This window comes from Kitasatospora sp. NPDC059648, from assembly GCF_042734825.1.
Taxonomy (GTDB): domain Bacteria; phylum Actinomycetota; class Actinomycetes; order Streptomycetales; family Streptomycetaceae; genus Kitasatospora.
On sequence record NZ_JBHWDU010000062.1, the window covers coordinates 20446 to 35706 of the forward strand.

Annotated in this window: 15 protein-coding genes; 7 read left to right on the top strand and 8 right to left on the bottom strand. The window is 73.3% G+C overall.

Translation table 11 applies throughout. The features are described 5' to 3' along the window. Both ACFV1W_RS28750 and ACFV1W_RS28755 read right to left on the bottom strand, forming a co-directional pair. Nucleotides 1–1367 (bottom strand): diacylglycerol/lipid kinase family protein (locus ACFV1W_RS28750; protein ID WP_380420153.1); only part of this gene is annotated, 1367 nt, incomplete at its 3' end. Further along, a complete protein-coding gene (locus tag ACFV1W_RS28755) occupies nucleotides 1364–2398 on the bottom strand; it encodes a YihY/virulence factor BrkB family protein (protein WP_380420154.1) in 1035 nt (344 codons plus the stop codon). The genes ACFV1W_RS28755 and ACFV1W_RS28750, both read right to left, overlap by 4 nt. 424 nt (nucleotides 2399–2822) lie before the next feature. Between ACFV1W_RS28755 and ACFV1W_RS28760 the strand changes: the two genes are divergently transcribed. Beyond that, nucleotides 2823–3044, top strand: coding sequence for a DUF6458 family protein (locus ACFV1W_RS28760; protein ID WP_380420155.1), 222 nt, complete (start codon nucleotides 2823–2825; stop codon nucleotides 3042–3044). Between the two features lie 28 nt (nucleotides 3045–3072). On the opposite strand, the gene ACFV1W_RS28765 is transcribed toward ACFV1W_RS28760, so the two are convergent. Beyond that, on the bottom strand, nucleotides 3073–3438 hold the full coding sequence (locus tag ACFV1W_RS28765; protein WP_380420156.1) for a helix-turn-helix transcriptional regulator: 366 nt from the start codon (nucleotides 3436–3438) through the stop codon (nucleotides 3073–3075). Nucleotides 3439–3600: 162 nt separating this feature from the next. On the opposite strand from ACFV1W_RS28765, the gene ACFV1W_RS28770 reads away from it, so the two are divergent. Further along, entirely contained in the window at nucleotides 3601–3909 is a 309-nt protein-coding gene (locus tag ACFV1W_RS28770; protein ID WP_380420157.1) for a hypothetical protein, read from the top strand. Nucleotides 3910–3919: 10 nt separating this feature from the next. Continuing rightward, entirely contained in the window at nucleotides 3920–4312 is a 393-nt protein-coding gene (locus ACFV1W_RS28775) for an STAS domain-containing protein (RefSeq protein ID WP_380420158.1), read from the top strand. 136 nt (nucleotides 4313–4448) lie between these two features. Here ACFV1W_RS28775 and ACFV1W_RS28780 read toward each other — a convergent pair whose 3' ends face one another. The 3 genes from ACFV1W_RS28780 to ACFV1W_RS28790 all read right to left on the bottom strand — a co-directional run bounded on the left by ACFV1W_RS28780 (nucleotide 4449) and on the right by ACFV1W_RS28790 (nucleotide 11288). Continuing rightward, on the bottom strand, nucleotides 4449–5093 hold the full coding sequence (locus ACFV1W_RS28780) for an L-threonylcarbamoyladenylate synthase (RefSeq protein ID WP_380420159.1): 645 nt from the start codon (nucleotides 5091–5093) through the stop codon (nucleotides 4449–4451). A 141-nt stretch (nucleotides 5094–5234) separates the two neighbouring features. After that, nucleotides 5235–7787 carry a SpoIIE family protein phosphatase gene (locus ACFV1W_RS28785; RefSeq protein WP_380420160.1) on the bottom strand — a complete coding sequence of 851 codons (2553 nt, stop codon included), beginning with the start codon at nucleotides 7785–7787 and terminating at the stop codon, nucleotides 5235–5237. A 42-nt stretch (nucleotides 7788–7829) separates the two neighbouring features. Beyond that, nucleotides 7830–11288 carry a HAMP domain-containing protein gene (locus ACFV1W_RS28790; protein ID WP_380420161.1) on the bottom strand — a complete coding sequence of 1153 codons (3459 nt, stop codon included), beginning with the start codon at nucleotides 11286–11288 and terminating at the stop codon, nucleotides 7830–7832. A 288-nt stretch (nucleotides 11289–11576) separates the two neighbouring features. On the opposite strand from ACFV1W_RS28790, the gene ACFV1W_RS28795 reads away from it, so the two are divergent. The 3 genes from ACFV1W_RS28795 (at nucleotide 11577) to ACFV1W_RS28805 (ending at nucleotide 13608) form a co-directional block, all read left to right on the top strand. After that, nucleotides 11577–12509: an RNA polymerase sigma factor SigF gene (locus ACFV1W_RS28795; protein WP_380420162.1), complete on the top strand. Its 933-nt coding sequence runs from the start codon at nucleotides 11577–11579 to the stop codon at nucleotides 12507–12509. Between the two features lie 74 nt (nucleotides 12510–12583). Next, entirely contained in the window at nucleotides 12584–12979 is a 396-nt protein-coding gene (locus tag ACFV1W_RS28800) for an STAS domain-containing protein (RefSeq protein ID WP_380420163.1), read from the top strand. A 155-nt stretch (nucleotides 12980–13134) separates the two neighbouring features. Next, on the top strand, nucleotides 13135–13608 hold the full coding sequence (locus tag ACFV1W_RS28805) for an ATP-binding protein (protein WP_380420164.1): 474 nt from the start codon (nucleotides 13135–13137) through the stop codon (nucleotides 13606–13608). A gap of 136 nt (nucleotides 13609–13744) precedes the next feature. On the opposite strand, the gene ACFV1W_RS28810 is transcribed toward ACFV1W_RS28805, so the two are convergent. After that, nucleotides 13745–14176, bottom strand: coding sequence for a nuclear transport factor 2 family protein (locus tag ACFV1W_RS28810; RefSeq protein ID WP_380420165.1), 432 nt, complete (start codon nucleotides 14174–14176; stop codon nucleotides 13745–13747). Between the two features lie 65 nt (nucleotides 14177–14241). On the opposite strand from ACFV1W_RS28810, the gene ACFV1W_RS28815 reads away from it, so the two are divergent. After that, nucleotides 14242–14688: a MarR family winged helix-turn-helix transcriptional regulator gene (locus tag ACFV1W_RS28815; protein WP_380420166.1), complete on the top strand. Its 447-nt coding sequence runs from the start codon at nucleotides 14242–14244 to the stop codon at nucleotides 14686–14688. 338 nt (nucleotides 14689–15026) lie between these two features. On the opposite strand, the gene ACFV1W_RS28820 is transcribed toward ACFV1W_RS28815, so the two are convergent. Next, complete coding sequence (locus tag ACFV1W_RS28820; RefSeq protein ID WP_380420167.1) at nucleotides 15027–15197, bottom strand: hydrophobic protein; 171 nt, start codon at nucleotides 15195–15197, stop codon at nucleotides 15027–15029. Nucleotides 15198–15261: the final 64 nt, after the last annotated feature.

Genomic DNA, 15261 nt, shown 5'->3' on the forward strand with positions numbered 1-15261 from the left:
CCGCGCTCCCCCCGCGTGCTGCCCCCCCGCCACACCCCCCGCCTGAAACCCCCGACGGTGCGCCCCGCCGGCCGCGCCCGGGGGCCCGCACCCGCGCCACCCGGCCCGGCCGGGCTCCCCGTCACGGTCACCGAGCCGTCGAGCCAGGGGGGCGCAGGAGGCGTCCGCCGTGCCGCCGACGCCTCGACCGGTCCGGGCCACGGCCAGTCGGGTTCCGGCCGGTAGACCGTCAGCCCGGCGGGTGCCTTGGCCACGCGCAGCCGGGCGGGTGCCGGAACGGCTTCGCCGTCCACGGCGAGGTGTTCGACGCCCTCAAGGCGTCCCAGGTCGAGGGCGGTCAGCCGCGCCTCCCGGTACACGGGGGACGTGGCCAGGTTCCCGGTCAGGAACGCCAGCACGAGCCGGGTACGGGCGAACCGGCGGCCGCCGTCCACGGCGCGGACGTCCAGCAGGCCGTCGTCCAGCTGCGTCCGACGGGTCGGAGCGAAGCCGGACGGGCGGTAACGGCCGTTGCCGGCGAAGAGCAGCCAGAGGTTCCTCGGCACGCCGGAGACCTCCACCCGCACCGGTTCGGCGGTGGCCAGGACCCGGACGAGCGCGACGGCCAGGGCGGGCCACTTCCCCAGGCGCTTCTCCAGGCCCTCACGGGTCCTCACGAGCTCCGGGTAGATCCCGAGGCTGAAGGTGTTGACGAACGGCCGGCTCCCCTCGCCGACGACCAGGCCGAGGTCGACGGCGCACGCACTCCCGGTGCGCACCGCCTCGGCGGTGGAGCCGACGGTGAGGGCCCCCAGGTCCGTGGCGAAGTGGTTGAGCGTGCCGCCCGGGAACACCGCGAGGGGCAGGCCCTCCCTGGCCGCGGTCGAGGCCGCCAGGTTCACGCTTCCGTCGCCGCCGCAGATGCCGAGCGCCCCGTTCGTCCTGACCGCCAAGGCGGCGGCCCGGTCCAGCATCACCGCCAGGTCGTCGCCGTCCCTGCACACCTGGATGCCCGCGTCGGGAAGTTCCGCGCGCAGGGCCTCGAGGGTCTCCTCCGGCGCGGCGCCGAGGAACGCCCCGGAACCCGAGCCCGCGTTGAGGACGACCTGGAGGCCGGCGCCGGTGGGCAGCGCCGGGGCGTCCGTCCGTTGAGCGGAGGTGCCGGCGGGCCGGTCGTCGCGGCGGGGCCACCAGCGCAGGGTGAGCGCCGCGGTTCCCGCACCGAGTGCGGCGCCGGCCAGGACGTCACCGGGGCCGAGCCCGGGCCGCGGACGGCGGTGAGCAAGGGCTCCGGCGGCGACGGTGGCGAGCGCGGTGGCCAGCAGGACGGAGCCGGCGCCCCTCAGGGCTGCTCGTCGGGCGGTGCGGTCTTCGAGGACCGTGATCATCGTGGACAGTCCTTCTCATCCGGGCGAAGCGGGGAACGGAGCGCGTTCGCGCCGCCGGCGGGCTCGCGGAACTCGACGCTGACCTCCTCGCGGGCCGTGTAGGCGGCCGCGGTCGCGTAGGAGGTGTAGGCGCGGCGGTCCGCGGACGTCAGGTGCGGGTCGTCGACGAAGGGGGTGGCAATACCGCGGGGCCACAGCCGCAGGTGCCGTACGACCGTGCTCTCCGCGCAGGCGACGAGGGTGAGAGCGGCGAGGTAGAGCCATGCCATCAGCCCCAGCACGATGCCGAACAGGCCGTAGGTCGCGGTCGTTCCCCTCAGCACGTGGCCGACGTAGTAGGTGCCGGCCGACAGCAGGAGCTGCCAGACGGACGCGGCTCCGAGTGCCTCGGGCCACAGTCGACGCACGTGCAGGTCGCGGGCGATCAGGAGTTTGAACGCGAGCAGCAGGAGGCCGCCGTCCACCACGATCGCCAGCGGCCCGGCGCCGGCCCGCAGGACCGCGTTCAGCGATGCGGCGCCGACGTCCGCCGTGGCGCTGACGGTTGCGAGTGCACCGGAGGTGCCGACCGCGGCGGCCAGCAGTCCCAGCAGCGGCAGGCCGCGGGCCCTGGCCGCCACGGCGTTGCGGCGACGGTGCTGGGGGACGGCCCATACGGTGTCGAAGGCGTTCTGGATGGCCTGTGCCACCCCGGAAGCACCGTAGAGGCTGCCGGCGATGCCGATGCCGAGGGCGAGGCCGTTGCCCTGGAGGGAGTGGACGTTGGTCGCGATCTGATCGCCTATCACCGGGAACCGGCCCAGCGCGGAGTGCAGGATCTGCTGTTGGAGCTGGGTGTCGCCGTGGAGCGCGAAGCCGAGCGCCGTGACCAGGAGCAGCAGCAGGGGGAAGACCGAGAGGAAGCCGTAGTAGGTGATCAGCGCGGCCAGGTAGGTTCCCTGGTCGTCGATGAACTTGTAGACCACCGCGAGCACGAGACCGACCCGGTGGTGCCTGCGCTGGTAGTCGTCGAGCCTGTCGAGCAAGCCCATGAGCCGTGCCTCCTCGGGTGTACGGGGGCCGGGGCCGGTGTGAAGCGCGGCCGGTGCACCGTCCCGGAGGCGGGCACCGTTCAGGGCGGTCTCCGCCGGCCGATGACGGCACTCGTCTGCCCCGACCGGGCCGGGGCATGCCCGTCGGCCTCCCGCTCCACCTGGCATGCCCTTCGCATGGCCGACCGCAACCTGGAGCCCGGGCCGAGTGCTGACGGTGGTTCGGCGGCAGCCGGCATGACGCGGGAGTCCGTCATCCAGGGCGTTCCGGATGCCTCCCCCGGGTCGAGATCCTGCTCGAACCGGTCCTGATCAAGCGGGAGGCACCGCCTGGAACCGCTGCGGAATCTCGTCGCCGCCGACATCCAAGCCCGGATTCAGGGCACCCGAGGAGCAGACCGACCGACGGACGAGGAGAGACGGCATGGGTATCGGTGGCTGCATCATTTTGTTCGCCCTCGGCGCCATCATGGTCTTCGCGACCGACTGGCACGTGAACGGAGTCAACCTGCACACGGTGGGCTGGATCCTCATGGCCGCAGGCCTTCTGGGGCTGATCACCTACGTGAACGTGTTCCGCCGCCGACGCCTGGTCCGCCGGGTGGAAGCCGACGAACCGGTCGAAGAGCGCCGCTACTTCGAGTAGGAGTCCAGCCGTACGCCGCGACGGCGTCTCAGGCCGGGCGCGCCGAGGCCGAGGGAGGTTCCTGCACGGCGGGAACCGCGTGGTGCTGTCCGTCGCGAGGGGCCTGCAGGAGGGTGGCGAGGAGTTCGGCGACGGTGGGGCCGGCGTCGGCGGGATGGCGCAGTTGCTTGCTCGCCAGGACGCTGTAGTGGTTGGTGCGGCCACGGCGTTCGTGGCTGAGGTATCCGGCCTGTTCGAGGTCGGTGATGATGCGCTGGACGGCGCGTTCGGTGAGCAGGCAGCGGGTGGCGATGTCGCGTACCCGGATGCCGGGGTCGCGGGCGATCTGGACCAGGACCCGGGCGTGGTTGGTCAGGAAGGTCCACTGCCGCTCGGCCGCCGTCGCGTCGTTCATGGTTCCACGATAGGACTCGTGTTTCACGGCTGGCGAAACACGACAGGTGATTCGTGTATTGGTTGACATGTCCGGCGGATCGGCGAACAGTGGAGATGGCACGCGAATCGTCCCGGCGGTCCGCGCGGCAGCCCTCGTCTGGAGATGGTGCACGTGGATCCCATGAGCAGGGAAGGTCTGGAGCGGCTCAGGCTTCTGCTGGCCCAGCGGGTCGGCTCGCCCTGCGAGGACGGCGAGGACGCGGGGCGGGTGGAGCCGCTGCGCCGGCAGGTGTACCACGCGGTGACCGGCATAGACGCCTACCTCAGTGCGGTCGAGGCGGGCAGCCGCACCGTGGTGGGACTGCGCGAGCGGGCCCTGGACCTGTGGGCGGACCTTGAGCGCATCGCCACGCCGTGTCCGGCGCCGGACAGCGCGGTCGGCGACGCCGACGCGGTCCGGGTGCCCCTCCAACCGGTTCCTCCGGTGTGAGGGGCGAACCGTGCTGCCCCTCCTGAGGTCGGAGACCGTGCGGGTCGGCGACGCACTGGTGTGCGGGTTCGCCGGGGACATGACCCTCGACAGCGAACCCGTTGCCGCCCGGGCCTTGAACGCCGCTCTCGACCAGCGTCCGGACCTGTTCGCCGTCGATCTGGCAGAAGTGGAGCTTTTCACCTCCACCGGCCTCAACCTGCTCCTGACCACCAGGCGGCGTGCCATGGCGGACAACGTCCCCTTCGTCCTGGTGGCCCCCTCGGAGCGGACCCTGCGGGTCCTGGACCTGACCGGGACCACGGGCCTGTTCGCCGTCTACACCAGCGTCAAGGAGGCCCAGCGGAACCACCGGCCACGGACGCCGCCCGGGCGAGGGCGTGCTCCCGGAGGCTTCGGGTAGCCGCTCGTGTCGAAGACCGACGGCAGCCGCCGCGCGCCGGGGACGATGCCCCGCCGGGCACGGCCGGACGACTCGCCGAGCGGTGCCGACGCCCCAGCCCGTGGCCGGGGCCGGGGCACGGCCCCCGTGCTTCTGGTCAGCGTTCCCGCAGGTCGGGTGCGACCTCGCGCAGCCGCTCGATGCCGATCGCGCCGGCCCGGGCGAGGACCGGCGTCGGGCCGGTGAGGTTCACGATCGACGACGGTACGGCGGCCGGGGTGGGCCCGGCGTCGAGGTAGACGGCGGCCGCGTCGCCGAGCATGTCCCGGGCGGCCCGGCAGTCCTGCGGGGACGGCCGGCCGGTCAGGTTGGCGCTGGACACGGCCAGCGGGCCGGTCTGCCGCAGGAGTTCGAGGGCGACGGGGTGGTCGGGCATCCGCACGGCCACCGTTCCTCCGGTGTCCCCGAGGTCCCAGGTGATCGAGGGCTTGTGCCGGGCGACCAGGGTGAGGCCGCCGGGCCAGAACGCCGACATCAACTCGTGCGCGTACCGGGGCAGCCCGTCGACCAGGTCGTCGAGGTCGCCGGGGGAGCCGACCAGGACCGGCGAGGGCATGTTCCGGCCGCGTCCCTTGGCCCGCAGGAGCCGGGCGACCGCCTCGGGATCGAAGGCGTCGGCGCCGACGCCGTACACGGTGTCGGTGGGCAGGACGACGAGCTCACCGCGCCGCAGCGCGGCGCCGGCCTCGCGCAGCCCGGCGGCACGCTCCACCGGGTCGGAGCAGTCGTGAAGAGTGGACATCGTTCTCCATCCGAGCGGGTTCACCCCGCGGCCTTCGTCGATCGGGCGGGTTCGGCTGCCCGATGGTCCCGTCAGGCTATCCGGCACCGCCTGTGAACACGGAACCGAGTCCTGTGCGAGGGCGCCGGACGGCCGCCGGACTCACTCGCCCGGTCGGCGGACCGCCACGCCGACCAGGCAGGTGTCGTCGTCGGTGTCGGCGCTGCTGTACTGCAGCAGGTGGTCCAGCTGCCCTTCGAGGCCGTGGGCGCGGACGGCCGCGTCGTGGTGGGCCCGTTCGGCGAGCGCCGTCAGGTGGGTCAGGGAGGCCTGGAGGGACTCGTCGCGGCGCTCGATCAGGCCGTCGGTGTACATCACCAGCGTGTCGCCGGTCTCCAGGACGAACTCGTCCTCCTCGTAGTCCGCCTGGTCCAGCGCGCCGAGAAGGATGCCGCCCACCTGCGGAAGGGTTCTCGCCCGGCCCTCGCGCAGCAGGACCGGCGGCGGGTGGCCCGCTCGGGCCCAGCGGAGCCGGCGGGTCGCCGGTTCGTACAGTCCGCAGACCGCGGTGGCCGTGACGTTGTCGGTCAGGTGGTGGGTGACGCTGTTGAGCCAGCTGAGCAGTTGGCCCGGTCCGGCGCCGGTGGCGGCCAGGCCGCGCAGCGCGTTGCGCAGCGCGACCATGCCGGTAGCGGCCTCGATGCCGTGGCCGGCGACGTCGCCGACGCACAGCAGGACGTCGCCGGTCGGCAGCTCGAGCGCGTCGTACCAGTCGCCGCCGACCAGGTGGTCCTTCTCGGCCGGGCGGTAGCGCACGGCCACGTGCAGGTCGTGCAGGTCCAGCGGGCCCCGGGCGGGCGGCATGATGGCGTGCTGGAGCTGGAGGGCGAGGCGGCTGCGCTCGGCGGCCTGCTGCTCGCTCTGGGCCAACTGGTCGCGGGTGGCGGCCAGCGCGACCTCCGTCCAGTGCTGGGCGGAGATGTCCTGGTAGGCGCCGCGCACCAGGCGCAGCCCGCTCTGCGGATCGCGCACCGGCTCCGCCACGACGCGGATGTGCCGGGTGACGCCGTCGGGGCGCTGCAGCCGGAAGGCGGTGGAGGCCGGCCGGCGGTGGTGCAGCAGGGTGCGCAGGAACCGGCCGATGGTGTGCAGGTCGTCCGGGTGGGCGTGCTCCGCCAGCTGGTCGATGGAGATCGGCTGCGCGGTGGGCGGCAGCCCGTGCAGCTCGAACAGGCTGTCGTTCCAGACGATCTGGCGCGTGCGCAGGTTCTCCTCGAAGCCGCCGATCCGGCCGAGGCGCTGCGCGTGCTGGAGCAGCCGGGCGACCCTCGGCGTGCCGTCGTCCAGCCGCCAGACGACCACCAGGTGCGGGCCGTGCCGGCTGATGCTCACCTGCGCCCGGGTGGTCAGCGGCACCCCGTCGACCAGGGCGGCGAGCCGCATGTCCGCCGTCCGGAACGGCTCCCCGGTGGCGAAGACGTGCTCGACCTTCTCGGCGAGGCCCCCCGGCTCGGCCGCGAGCGGGTACGCCTCCAGCAGCCGGGCGCCCACGATCGCGCCCGTGGGCCGGCCGGCGAAGTCGACGAAGGACGGGTTCACGTGCCGGACCACGAACCGCGGCGGCACCTCGCCGTCCTCCGGTGCCACCCGGAGCACCAGGCAGGGGTCGAAGAGGCCGTCCGCGAGCTGCCGCAGCTCGTCGAACCGGGCGTCGGCCGGGTCGGCCGCGGGGAACTCCCGCGGCTCCCAGGACTCCAGGGTGGCGGCGGCCACCTCCGCGAGTGCCTCGAACTGCCGTTGCAGCGGCTGGGACTGCTCGGGCAGCGCCTCGCGCCAGCAGATCTCCAGCACGCCGATCAGCCGGCCGCCGACACCGGCCGGAACGGCCAACCGCCCGCCGCGGACGTCGTGCTGGCCGATGGAGGGCAGCGAGGCGTCGGCGAGCACGTGGTAGCCGACCGCCGTACGGTCGTCCAGCGCCCGGCGGGCCGGCGTCGGGACCCCGGGCGGCACGTGGCGCCAGCGGCGGGCCTCCTCCGGCTGGAAACCGGCGCTGCCCGCGAGGGACAGCGAGAGGTCGGGGTGGGCGGCCCAGATGGCCACCGCCGCCACGCCGAGCGGGCGAAGGGCGTGCTCCAGCATGGAGCGGGCCGCCGTCGCGGCGTCGCCTCCCGCTATCGTGTCCGCTTCGGTGCTGCGCAGCCGCAGGGCGACCGGATCCGCGCTCCTGGCCGCCGCACCGGGGCGCACCCGCGCCCCGCCGGGCCGGCCGGCCCCGGAGGTCCGGGCCGCCTCGTCGGAGCAGCCCGCGGCCCCGGCGACGAACTCCCGGGCGAGCGCCGAGATGTGGTCCGCCGAGGCCTGGTTGAGCAGGTCGGCGGCCAGGGCCAGCGTCGTCACCCCCGCCTGCTCGGCGAGTCCCTCCAACTGCCGGGCGGCCTCGGTGGGACCGCACCGCAGGCGCTCCACCAGCACGCCGACGGCCATCTCCAGCACGCCCCGCCCCGCCGAGTCCGCCTGCGCCTGGTCCAGCTCCCGGCGCAGGCGCTCCACCGTACTGGCGAGCCGGCCCACCGCCGTGGCCGTGCGGTCCGGTTCCGCGGCAGGCGCCTCCGGACCGGCCGCGCCGCGCTGCGCCCCGACCCTGGGGGCGCCGGCGGCCGGTCCGGCCGCGGACGGGCGGCCCTTGGCGAGTTGCTCGTCGGGGTGCTGCACGGTGCTGGCTCCTGGGGTCTGGGCTGCTGCTCCGGTCCGCGGTTACCGCGTGAGGTGGTGCGTGATCCGGCTGATCACCTCGTCGGCGTCGACCGGTTTGGTGATGTAGTCGCTCGCGCCCGCGGCCAGGCTCTTCTCCCGGTCGCCGATCATCGCCTTGGCGGTCACCGCGATGATCGGCAGGCCCGCGTGCTCGGGCATCGCGCGGATCGCCGCAGTGGCCGTGTACCCGTCCATCTCGGGCATCATCACGTCCATCAGGATGACGTCGATTCCGGGGTGGGCGGTGAGCGACTCCAGCGCGGCGCGTCCGTTCTCGGCCTGGAGGACCCGCATGCCGTGGAGCTCCAGGATGCTGGTGATCGCGTACAGGTTGCGGTCGTCGTCGTCCACCACGAGGGCCGTGCGGCCGGCGAGCGCCGGTTCGGCGTCGGGGCTCCAGGAGGGCACCCGGTCCGTGCCGCGCCCCGGTGGGAGCGCCCCGCCGGGGCGGTCGGCGCTCATGTGGAGGGCGATCCGCTCGCGCAACTCGTCGAGGCTGGCGATGAGTTCCAGCGGCCGCTCGCCCGGCCGGGAGACGGAGTCCGCGCGTTCGCCGGTGACGCCCCGGTTGTTGTGCGCCAGCACGGGGACGGTGTGCAGGGCAGGGTCGCCCTCCATGTCGGCCAGGAGCGTGCCGGCCGTGCCGTCCGGCAGGTCGAGTTCCAGGACGACGCAGTGGCACGGCGCGGTGGCGAGTGCGGTGGCGGCCTCCTGGGCGCCGACGGCGGTGACGATCTCGACCTGCCGGTGCCCCGCGGAGTAGCGGGCGAGGTCGGCGACGGCGTTCTCCGCGACGAGGGTCAGCAGACCGTTGGGCCGGCTCTCGACGACGAGGAGCCGCCGTGGCCGTTCGGCGGTGGGGTGGTCGGCGGGATCGACGGGCTGCTCCGCGGAGGAGGACCCGGCGGCGTCGCCGGCCGGCGCCCCGGCCGCGGGCGGGAGTTCGCTCCCGGCGACCTCGGAGTGCTCGACGGGGAGGTAGAGGGTGAAGACGGTGCCCCGGCCGAGGGTGCTCTCGACCGTGATGGCACCGCCGAGCAGGAAGGCGATCTCGCGGCTGATGGACAGTCCGAGGCCGGTGCCGCCGTACTTGCGGCTGGTGGTTCCGTCGGCCTGCTGGAAGGCGCCGAAGACGGTCTCCAGGTGCTGGGGCGCGATCCCGATGCCGGTGTCGGTCACCCGGAAGGCGAGCACCGGGCCGCCGCGCCTTATGCCGTCGGGCAGTTCGGCCTCGACGGCGGGCTCGATGCGCAGCTCGACCCGGCCGTGCTCGGTGAACTTGACGGCGTTGGACAGCAGGTTGCGCAGCACCTGGCGCAACCGGTAGTCGTCGGTGAGGAGTTCGCCGGGGACCCCGGGTGCCGTCCGTACGGCGAAGGCGAGGTTCTTCTGCCCGGTCATCGGGCGGAAGGTGGCCTCGACGTAGTCGAGCAGCGCGTGCAGCGGTACCGCGTCGATGCTCAGGTCCATCTTGCCGGCCTCGACCTTGGACAGGTCGAGGATGTCGTTGATGAGCTGGAGCAGGTCGGAGCCGGCGGAGTGGATGATGCCGGCGTACTCGACCTGCTTGGCGGTCAGGTTCCTGGTGGGGTTCTGGGCGAGCAGCTGGGCCAGGATGAGCAGGCTGTTGAGCGGCGTGCGCAGTTCGTGGCTCATGTTGGCCAGGAACTCCGACTTGTACTTCGAGGCGAGGGAGAGCTGGTGCGCGCGCTCCTCCAGTTCCTGGCGGGCCTGTTCGATCTCCAGGTTCTTGGTCTCGATGTCGCGGTTCTGCGTGGCGAGCAGTTCCGCCTTGTCCTCCAACTCGGCGTTGGAGAACTGGAGTTCCTCCTGCCGGGCCTGGAGCTCCTCGGAGCGGGCCTGGAGCTCGGCGGCGAGCCGCTGCGATTCGCCGAGCAGCTCGTCGGTGCGCGCGTTGGCGATGATGGTGTTGACGTTGACGCCGATGGTCTCCATCAGCTGGTCCAGGAAGTCCCGGTGGACCTGGGTGAACGGCTTGACGGAGGCCAGCTCGATGACGCCGAGGACCTGGTCCTCGACGACGATCGGCAGCACCAGCAGGGACAGCGAGTCGGTGCGGCCGAGTCCGGAGGAGGCGGAGAGGTAGCCGGGCGGCAGGGCGTCGACGGCGATGGTGCGGCGACTGCGCGCGGCCTGGCCGACGAACGACTCGCCCAGGCGGAAGCGGGTGGGGCGCTCGCCGTCGGGGAACGCGTAGGAGCCGACGAGTTGGAGCACCGTCCCGTCCGGGCTGTCCTCGGCGAGGTAGAAGGCGCCGCACTGCGCGCGGACCAGCGGGGCCAGTTCGTCCATCACCGACTCCGCGACCACCCCGAGGTCGCGCCGGCCCTGCATCAGCGCGGAGAAGCGGGCCAGGTTGGTCTTCAGCCAGTCCTGTTCCTCGTTGGCGCGGGTCGTCTCGCGCAGCGACTCCACCATGAAGTTGATGTTGTCCTTGAGGTCGGCGACCTCGCCGGAGGCGTCCACCGTGATCGAGCGGGTGAGGTCGCCGGCCGCGACGGCGCTGGTGACCTCGGCGATCGCCCGGACCTGCCGGGTCAGGTTGCCGGCCAGCTCGTTGACGTTCTCGGTCAGCCGCTTCCACGTGCCCGAGACGCCCTCGACCTTGGCCTGGCCGCCGAGGCGGCCCTCGGTGCCGACCTCGCGGGCGACCCGGGTCACCTCGTCGGCGAACGAGGAGAGCTGGTCGACCATCGTGTTGATGGTCTCCTTCAGCTCCAGGATCTCGCCCCGGGCGGTGACGGTGATCTTCTGCGACAGGTCGCCCTCGGCGACCGCGGTGGCGACCTGGGCGATCGCGCGGACCTGGCCGGTGAGGTTGCCGGCCATGGAGTTGACCGAGTCGGTGAGGTCGCGCCAGGTGCCCGAGACGCCGACGACCCGCGCCTGGCCGCCGAGGATGCCCTCGGTGCCGACCTCGCGGGCCACCCGGGTCACCTCCCCGGCGAACGAGGACAGTTGGTCGACCATCGTGTTGACGGTGTTCTTGAGCTCCAGGATCTCGCCCCGGGCGTCGACCTCGATCTTCTGGGTGAGGTCGCCGCGCGCCACCGCCGTGGTGACCTGGGCGATCCCGCGCACCTGCCAGGTCAGGTTGCCGGCCATCGCGTTGACCGAGTCGGTGAGGTCCGCCCAGGTGCCGGAAACCCCGGGGACCTGGGCCTGGCCGCCGAGCCGGCCGTCGGTGCCGACCTCCCGCGCGACGCGCGTCACCTCGGAGGTGAAGTGCGACAGCTGGTCGACCATGCCGTTGAACACCGAGGCGATCTCGCCGAGCAAGCCGTGCGCGTCGTCGGGCAGTTTGGTGCTGAAGTCGCCGTCCCGGACGGCCGTGAGACCGGCCAGCAGTTGCCGCAGTTCGGGCTCGTTGCCCAGCGCTGTGTCCGGCCCGATCGCCGGGCGGTGCTGCGAGCCGTTGGACGTGGTCGGGCCAGCCATCGAACGTCGCCTCCGTAGAACGCCGGGCCGGGGCCCGCATCCGGGTCGTGGGCATCACCGGGCCCGACCGGGTGGATCCGGTCGTGGGTCGGGTGCGGTGGGTACCGTCACGGAGGCTACCGCAGCGCCCGCACCACCGGAAACGGCTCCCGGCAGGTCGGAGGGGCCGCAGTGGCGGCGGACCCGGCGCGGGGCGGGCTTCACGAAAACTTCACGGCATGCGGCTGCATCGATCCGCCGACCCGGGGTAGCAGGGCACCCGTCGCGCCGTCACGGGAAAGGATTCGGATGCCCACGCCCACCGGTGAACTGCTCGTCCCCGCAACCGCCTCGGGCGGGAGGACACGGGAGCCGCTCCCGGCCGATCCGCGCCAGGCCGATCCGCGCCGGGCCGATCCGCCCGGGGCCGATCTGCTACCGGCCGATCTGCCCCGGGGCGCGGACCTCCGGGAGATGGCGCCCGCCGACGCTCGGGAACTCACCGCCGTCCTGCTGCGCCGCCTCGCCAGGCTGGAGGAAGGTACGAGGGAGTACTCGTACGTCCGCAACACCCTGGTGGAGATGAACCTCTCCCTCGTGAGGTTCGCGATCCGCCGCTTCACCTCGCACCGCGAACCGAAGGAGGACCTCCTCCAGGTGGGCGCGGTCGGCCTGGTCAAGGCCATCGACCGGTTCGACCCGGATCTCGGCGTGGAGTTCACCACCTTCGCCATGCCGACCGTCCTCGGCGAACTGCGGCGCCACTTCCGCGACACCACCTGGGCCGTGCACGTGCCCCGTCGGCTCCAGGAGCTGCGCATCGTCCTGGCCAGGGCGACGGAGAAGCTCGCGCAGGACCTCGACCGCGCCCCCACCCCGGCCGAACTCGCCGAGCACCTCTCGCTCTCCGTCGAGGAGGTCGTCGAGGGGCTGACCGCCGCCAACGGGCACACCGCGGGCTCGCTGGACCTCGGTGGCGCGGACGACGAGGACGGCCCCGGCCCGCTGGCCGACCGCCTCGGCGAGGAGGACCAGCGCCTGTCCCGGGTCGAGGACCTGGTGGCGCTCAAGCCGCTGGTGGCCGCGCTGCCGGAGCGGGAGCGACTCATTCTCTCCATGCGCTTCTGCGAGGACATGACGCAGTCCCAGATCGGGGCCCGCCTCGGGCTCTCCCAGATGCACGTCTCCCGGCTGCTGAGCCGCACCCTGCGGAAGCTGCGGGAAGGGCTGGACGGCGACTGAGGGCGCCGGGGCCGTGTTTGGCGCAGCGGCCCCGTCTACGTATGGTCGGAAGGCACGGACATGGAGGGACGACGATGATGCCATCCGACAACGGCCAGGGTGAAGCGACCCTGGTGACCGCCGTACCCAGGCCCGGCCTCGAAGTGCGCAGCCGTGCCACGGAAACCGGGGCGGTGGTGTGCGCGCTGGCCGGCGACCTCGACATCGAGACGCTGGCCTCGGCCGCCGAGACGCTCACCGGACTGGTCGCGCAGCGCCCGCCCGCGCTGGTCATCGACCTGCGGGAGGTCGCCTTCTGCGACTCCTCCGGGCTGAACCTGTTGCTGAGGACGCGCATCGCGGCGGAGAAGGAGGGGCTGCACCTGCGGCTGGCGGCGGTCGCCCCGACGGTGCTGCGGGTGCTGGAACTGACCGGCGCACAGACGGTGTTCACGATCCACGAGACGGTCGAGGACGCCCTGGGCGCCTGACCGCCCGACCCCCGGCCGCCCGAGGGGCGGCGCGACGGGGGCGGGCGGCGGCCCGCCCCGCTACCGGGCGGCGTCGGGGGAGAGGCATAATCCCGGAGCTGCCGGGAAACCGAGCTGCGAGAGTCGTCGATGCGGAAGGGTGCCCTTAGATGTCGATGAGCCGGGGAACCCTGGACGGCGACCCGTACCCGGGTGGGCTCGTCCTGCCCGCCGGCGGCCAGCGCAGACGGCTGCCCCTCGCCGGGCTGACCAAGCCGGTCGCCCGTGCCAGGGCCCACACCGTCCGTGCGCTCGGCGACTGGTGCGCCTCGTTCCGGGCTGCCGATGCGGGCGAGGGGATCACCGAGGACGTCGTCCTGGTGGTGGCCGAACTCGTCGGCAACGCCATGCTGCACGGCGACGGCCCGCTGGAACTGGTCCTCGACCTCTCACCGGCCCGGCTGCGGATCGAGGTCAGCGACCGCAGCACGGCGCTGCCCTCCCCGCGGCAACCGCACCACCCCGGCCTGCCCGGCGGCCACGGACTGTTCATCGTTCAGCGGATCGCCGACCGCTGGGGCGCCGAGCCGCACGCCCAGGGCAAGACCATCTGGGCCGAGTTCGACGCCCTGCAGCTCCAGGGCGACTGACCGGCAGGACTGCCGACCCGGTCCGCGACCGGGGTCAGGACGTCAGCGGCCGGAGGTCTTCCCCGCGGCGGTCAGCGCGCGGCGGACTTCCAGGCCTGGGCAGAATCCGCCCGGGTGCCGTGGGCGCGGCGGGGTGTCAGCGGGCGCTGCCGATGTTCCGGTCGTGTTCGGCGCCTTCGAGTATGAGTGTGGTCTCCTCGATCCGGCGGAAGCGGCCGTCGGGGGCGAACTCGCCGAAGAGGTAGACCTCCACGCGGACGGTGGAGCCGTCGGTCTTGGTGAGGGTCATGGTGTGGCGGTCGGCGTAGCGGTCGCCGACGGCGAGTTCGTCGTGGACCTCGACCGTGCCACCGGCCACGACCGTGCGCAGGTGGGTGATGTGGGCGAGGAACTCCTCGCGGTCGGCCCAGTGGCCGTCGGTGCGCTGGCGGTAGTCGGGGGCGAAGTGGCGGTCGGCGGCCTCGTCCAGGGTGAGTCCGGGGGTGAGGAGCAGGTCGGTGAGGGCGGCGTTGACATTGGTGCGGCGCACGGGGTCCTCCGGTGGGTCGAGGTTCGGATCCGTCAGCATGCGTGCTTGAAACACGCAATGAACGGTGCCGAAAAAGCGTGCTCGACGCACGCTAAGGTGGTGGGATGACGAATCCGACGGGACATGAGATCGCCGAGGCCCTGGGGCTGCTGCTGCGGCGCAGCACCCGCGCCGGCCTCCACGCCCACCTGACCGAGGGACTGGGCGAGGCGGTCGACGAACTCACCTATCCGGTGCTCAGCGGCCTCGCGCGGACCGGTCCGTGCAGTGCCGCCGACCTCGGGCGCGAGGTCGGACTCGACCGCACCACCGTGACCCGCCGCGCGGACCGGCTGGAGGGGGCCGGACTGCTGCGGCGCGAGGCCGACCCCGCCGATCGGCGCGCGACGCTGCTCGTCCTGACCGATGCCGGGCAGCGCGTGGTGCGGGCCACCCGGGAGCGGCTGGCGGCCCGCATCGAGGACTCGCTCGCCTCCTGGCCCGCGGCGGACGCGCGGGCCTTCGCCCGGCTGCTGCGGGCGTTCGTCGACGAGGGGCCCTTCCAGGCCTGACCGCGGCGGGGTCTCCCTCGCCGGAGCGACGTCGGCCGAGTCCGGGCAGGCGCGAACGAGGCGCAGTCCTCGGCCCCTTCCTCGGGGGCCGTTCAGGCGACGCTCGGTCAGGCGGAAGCTGCCACGGCCGACACGTGAGGGAACCCGGATCGCACGCATCGGCGAGTTGCCCACTTCGTCGAACGTGACCGGCGCGCCGGCCCCCTGGGAGGCACGCCCGGCACGGACCCGCCGCTCCGGCGGCGTGCGCGGCCGGGAGAACGCGTGGGGGCCGCCCGGTCCGGGCGGCCCCACGCTTGTCGCGTGCCGACCGAGGGGCCGGCGCGTCGTCCGAGTGGTTACCAGCGGTACCAGCGGCTGCGTCCGCCTGCCGACGTCGTGCCGCGAGCGATGAAGCCGAGCAGCCACACGACGAGCACGATGACGGCCGCCCACCACAGGACCTTCAGCGCGAACCCGGCGCCGAACAGGATCAGGGCGAGCAGAAGGACCAGCAGGAGCGGGACCATGGATCGACCTCCTCGACTTGGTGATGTGCCCGTCCTTGTGCCCCGGGATCGCGAAGGTATGTAC

Bases quoted from the DNA above. Each gene is read 5' to 3' on its own strand.
- ACFV1W_RS28770 (WP_380420157.1), top strand. From the start codon at position 3,601: ATGAGCAGGGAAGGTCTGGAGCGGCTCAGGCTTCTGCTGGCCCAGCGG.
- ACFV1W_RS28800 (WP_380420163.1), top strand. From the start codon at position 12,584: ATGATGCCATCCGACAACGGCCAGGGTGAAGCGACCCTGGTGACCGCC.
- ACFV1W_RS28815 (WP_380420166.1), top strand. From the start codon at position 14,242: ATGACGAATCCGACGGGACATGAGATCGCCGAGGCCCTGGGGCTGCTG.
- ACFV1W_RS28760 (WP_380420155.1), top strand. From the start codon at position 2,823: ATGGGTATCGGTGGCTGCATCATTTTGTTCGCCCTCGGCGCCATCATG.
- ACFV1W_RS28780 (WP_380420159.1), bottom strand. From the start codon at position 5,093: ATGTCCACTCTTCACGACTGCTCCGACCCGGTGGAGCGTGCCGCCGGG.
- ACFV1W_RS28810 (WP_380420165.1), bottom strand. From the start codon at position 14,176: ATGCTGACGGATCCGAACCTCGACCCACCGGAGGACCCCGTGCGCCGC.
- ACFV1W_RS28805 (WP_380420164.1), top strand. From the start codon at position 13,135: ATGAGCCGGGGAACCCTGGACGGCGACCCGTACCCGGGTGGGCTCGTC.
- ACFV1W_RS28820 (WP_380420167.1), bottom strand. From the start codon at position 15,197: ATGGTCCCGCTCCTGCTGGTCCTTCTGCTCGCCCTGATCCTGTTCGGC.
- ACFV1W_RS28755 (WP_380420154.1), bottom strand. From the start codon at position 2,398: ATGGGCTTGCTCGACAGGCTCGACGACTACCAGCGCAGGCACCACCGG.
- ACFV1W_RS28765 (WP_380420156.1), bottom strand. From the start codon at position 3,438: ATGAACGACGCGACGGCGGCCGAGCGGCAGTGGACCTTCCTGACCAAC.
- ACFV1W_RS28790 (WP_380420161.1), bottom strand. From the start codon at position 11,288: ATGGCTGGCCCGACCACGTCCAACGGCTCGCAGCACCGCCCGGCGATC.
- ACFV1W_RS28795 (WP_380420162.1), top strand. From the start codon at position 11,577: ATGCCCACGCCCACCGGTGAACTGCTCGTCCCCGCAACCGCCTCGGGC.